3 protein-coding genes are annotated in these 3,596 nt (G+C 73.1%); 2 read left to right on the top strand and 1 reads right to left on the bottom strand.

Annotation, left to right across the window (positions count from 1 at the left end; translation table 11 throughout):
* Positions 1–165 precede the first annotated feature (165 nt).
* On the top strand, positions 166–603 hold the full coding sequence (locus FNH09_RS45335; RefSeq protein ID WP_152895707.1) for an SsgA family sporulation/cell division regulator: 438 nt from the start codon (positions 166–168) through the stop codon (positions 601–603).
* Positions 604–608: 5 nt separating this feature from the next.
* Here the strand turns inward: FNH09_RS45335 and FNH09_RS45330 are convergent, their stop codons facing one another.
* Entirely contained in the window at positions 609–2,027 is a 1,419-nt protein-coding gene (locus tag FNH09_RS45330) for an FAD-binding oxidoreductase (protein ID WP_152895706.1), read from the bottom strand.
* Positions 2,028–2,119: 92 nt separating this feature from the next.
* Here FNH09_RS45330 and FNH09_RS45325 point away from each other — a divergent pair, with 92 nt between their 5' ends.
* Positions 2,120–3,592, top strand: coding sequence for a tetratricopeptide repeat protein (locus FNH09_RS45325; RefSeq protein WP_152895705.1), 1,473 nt, complete (start codon positions 2,120–2,122; stop codon positions 3,590–3,592).
* Positions 3,593–3,596 lie beyond the last annotated feature (4 nt).

Below are 3,596 nucleotides of genomic sequence, written 5' to 3'. Positions count from 1 at the left end.
ACCCACCCCTTTCCGGGCAACCTCGTGCATCTACTTCACACGCTCGGAAGGAAGTCCGGAGAAAAGTTCCGCGAACCCGCGTAATGGTTGCCTCCCGTGCCTCTCTCACCCGGGCGGGCCCATCCCGGCGGCCCCGCACGAGACACGAGAGAGGAACGCGACGCCATGAAGGAGACCGTGGTCGAGCGCGAGCTGGAGCTCACGCTCATCCTGTCGCCGGAGCACAGCATCCCCGTACCGGCCCGGCTCATCTACCGCACCGACGATCCGTACGCCGTCCACATCGGCTTCCACATCCATTCCGAGCACCCCGTGCACTGGACCTTCGCCCGCGAGCTGCTGGTGGAGGGGGTGTTCCGGCCGTGCGGACACGGGGACGTGCGGGTGTGGCCGACGAAGGTCGAAGGCCGGGGCGTGGTGCTGATCGCGCTCAGCGCGCCGGAGGGGGACGCGCTGCTGGAGGCCCCGACGGCGCAGGTGTCGGCCTGGCTGGAGCGCACACTGCGGCTGGTGCCGCCGGGGACGGAGGGCGAGCAGCTCGGGCTGGACGACGGCCTGGCCGAACTGCTCGCCCCGGCACCCGTGGACGAGGACGGGGAGTGAGCGGGTCAGAACAGCTTGCCCGGGTTCAGGATGCCGAGCGGGTCGAAGACCTGCTTGACCGCCCGCTGCATCTCCAGTCCCACCGGCCCGAGTTCGCGCGCCAGCCACTCCTTCTTCAGCACACCCACGCCGTGCTCGCCGGTGATGGTGCCGCCGAGCTCCAGGCCGAGCGCCATGATCTCGTCGAAGGACTCACGGGCCCGCGCGGACTCGTCGGGATCCAGGGCGTCGAAGCAGACCGTCGGATGGGTGTTGCCGTCGCCCGCGTGCGCGCAGACGCCGATGGTCAGCCGGTACTTCTCGGCGATCCGCTCGACCCCCTCCAGCATCTCGCCGAGCCGCGAGCGCGGCACGCACACGTCGTCGATCATCGTCGTGCCCTTGACCGCCTCCAGCGCGACGAGCGACATCCGGCGGGCCTGGAGCAGCAGTTCGGACTCGGCGGCGTCGTCGGCCGGCACGACCTGGGTGGCGCCGGCCGCCTCGCACAGGGCGGCGACGGCCGCGAGGTCGGCGGCCGGGTCGGGGGTGTCGAACGCGGCCAGGAGCAGCGCCTCGGTGGTCTCCGGCAGGCCCATGTGGGCGAGGTCGTTGACGGCCTTCACCGTCGTACGGTCCATGAGTTCGAGGAGGGACGGCACATGCCCGCCGGCCATGATCCGGCACACCGCGTCGCAGGCGGCGGCAGCGGACGCGAACTCGGCGGCCAGCACCAGCTGCGCCGGCGGCTTCGGCCGGAGCGCCAGCACGGCCCGTACGACGATGCCGAGCGAGCCCTCGGAGCCGACGAACAGCCGCGTCAGGTCGTATCCGGCGACGCCCTTGGCGGTGCGACGGCCGGTGGACATCAGCCGGCCGTCGGCCAGCACCACGTCCAGACCGAGCACGTACTCGGCGGTGACCCCGTACTTCACGCAGCACAGGCCGCCGGAGGCGGTGCCGATGTTGCCGCCGATCGTGCAGGTCTCCCAGCTGGAGGGGTCGGGCGGGTAGTACAGCCCGTGCTCGTCGACCGCCCGGGACAGGACGGCGTTGACGACGCCCGGTTCCACGACGGCGATCCGGTCGACCGGGCTGATCTCCAGGATCCGGTCCATCCTCGTCAGCGACAGCGCGATGCAGCCCTCGGAGGTGTTGGCGCCGCCGGACAGACCGGTGCGGGCGCCCTGCGGGACGACCGGTACGCGTAGTTCGGTGGCGACCCGCATGACGTGCTGGACCTCTTCGACGGTACGCGGGAGCACGACCGCGGCCGGGGCGCCGGCCGGGCAGAAACTGGCCATGTCGTTGGCGTACGAGGCGGTGACGTCGGGATCGGTGAGGACCGCGTCGGCGGGCAGGCCGTCCCGGAGACGGTCGATGAGGTCTCCGGTCGTGTTTCCGGTCGCTTCGTCACGAGGCGCTTCGATACGGCTCATGATCAAAGGTTCGCACTCGCGGCCATCGGTGTGAACCCCGTCCGCGGCTCCCTTCGGCTGCCGCGATGTGGTCGCCGCGCTCCCGCACAGTGAGCGCCATGGACGGACAACCACCGACTTCCGTGACCTCGTCCCGACGGCCGGCTCTTGCCGGGCGTGTCGTTCGGCGGCTGCTGCTCGTCGCGGCCGTGGTGTGCGTGACGCTGGGCGCGACGTTGCTGCTGCTGCCTACGGCGACCACACGGCGGCCGGCCGTGGTGCACCCCGCTCCGGCGCACGGGGCTCCGGCGTCCGGGGCGCTGGCGCTGGCCGCGGTCAGGGACGGGGTGCCGGCGGCGCTGCCGGATCTGACGGCGCTGATCGGGCAGCGCGAGACGTATCTGCGGGTCCATCCGAAGGACGGCGCGTCGTGGGCGGTGCTCGGGGCCGCCTATGTGGAGCGGGGGCGGCGGACGGCGCAGGCCGCCTACTACCCGCGGGCCGAGCAGGCGCTGCGCACCTCGATGAGCACACTGCCCAAGAACAACGCGGAGGCGCTCGACGGACTTGCGGCGCTGGCGAACGCGCGCCGTGACTTCCCTGCCGCGCGCAAATGGGGCGAGACGGCGCTGAAGCAGGCGCCGAAGCGGTGGACGACGTATCCGCTGCTGATCGACGCCTACACCGGACTCGGCGACTACAAGAAGGCCCGCAGCACCCTCGACAAGCTGATGGCGCTGCACAAGGGGCCGGCCACGCTGGCCCGGGCCGCCGCGGTCTACCGGGACCGGGGCTGGCGCGAGGACGCGGCGGCCACGCTCACCGAGGCGGCGGCGGGCGCGCGGACCTCGGTGGAGCAGGCCGCGTACCAGGAGCAGGCCGGGCAGCTGGCGTGGGAGCGCGGGGACACGGCGGAGGCGCTGCGGCGCTTCGGGGAGGCGGTACGGCTGGACCCCGACCAGTGGGCCGCGCGGGCCGGGCAGGGGCGGGTGCTGGCGGCGCTGGGGCGGACGGCGGAGGCGGTGGCCGCCTACCGGGCGGCGCTGGCCAGGCAGCCGCTGCCGCAGTACGCGCTGGAACTGGGCGAGCTGTACGAGTCGGTGGGCCTCGCCGACAAGGCGCGGGTGCAGTACGACCTGCTGCGGGCGCGGGTCGGCGCCGCGGCCGCGGGCGGGGCGGACGAGGAGCTGGTGCTCGGGCTGTTCGAGGCGGACCACGGCGATCCGGAGTCCGCGGTACGGCGGTTGCGCGCCGAGTGGCGACGGCAGCCGGGTATCGCGGTCGCCGACGCGCTGGGGTGGGCGCTGCACCGGACCGGCGAGGACGAGGAGGCGCTGAAGTTCGCCGGGATCGCGACGGACAAGGTGCACGGGGGCGGGGTGCGCAGCGCCCTGTACGCGTATCACCGGGGGGTGATCGAGCAGCACCTGGACCGGCCGGGTTCCGCGCGCCGGCATCTCCAGGACGCGCTGCGGATCAATCCGGACTTCTCGCTGCTGGGGGCGCCGGCCGCGCGGGCGGCGCTGACGAAGCTGGGCGAACCGGACGCCAGTCTGCCGCCGGACGTGAAGGGGCCCGAGAGCAAGGGGTAGGGGG

The organism is Streptomyces adustus, assembly GCF_009377175.1.
Classification (GTDB): Bacteria; Actinomycetota; Actinomycetes; order Streptomycetales; family Streptomycetaceae; genus Streptomyces; species Streptomyces adustus.
The sequence above is the reverse complement of the archived record's forward strand: the minus strand, read 5'-3'. Positions and strand labels throughout refer to the sequence as shown.

What these genes read in the sequence shown, in the direction of transcription:
- FNH09_RS45335 (WP_152895707.1), top strand. Translation starts at nt 166, where the DNA reads ATGAAGGAGACCGTGGTCGAGCGCGAGCTGGAGCTCACGCTCATCCTG.
- FNH09_RS45325 (WP_152895705.1), top strand. Translation starts at nt 2,120, where the DNA reads ATGGACGGACAACCACCGACTTCCGTGACCTCGTCCCGACGGCCGGCT.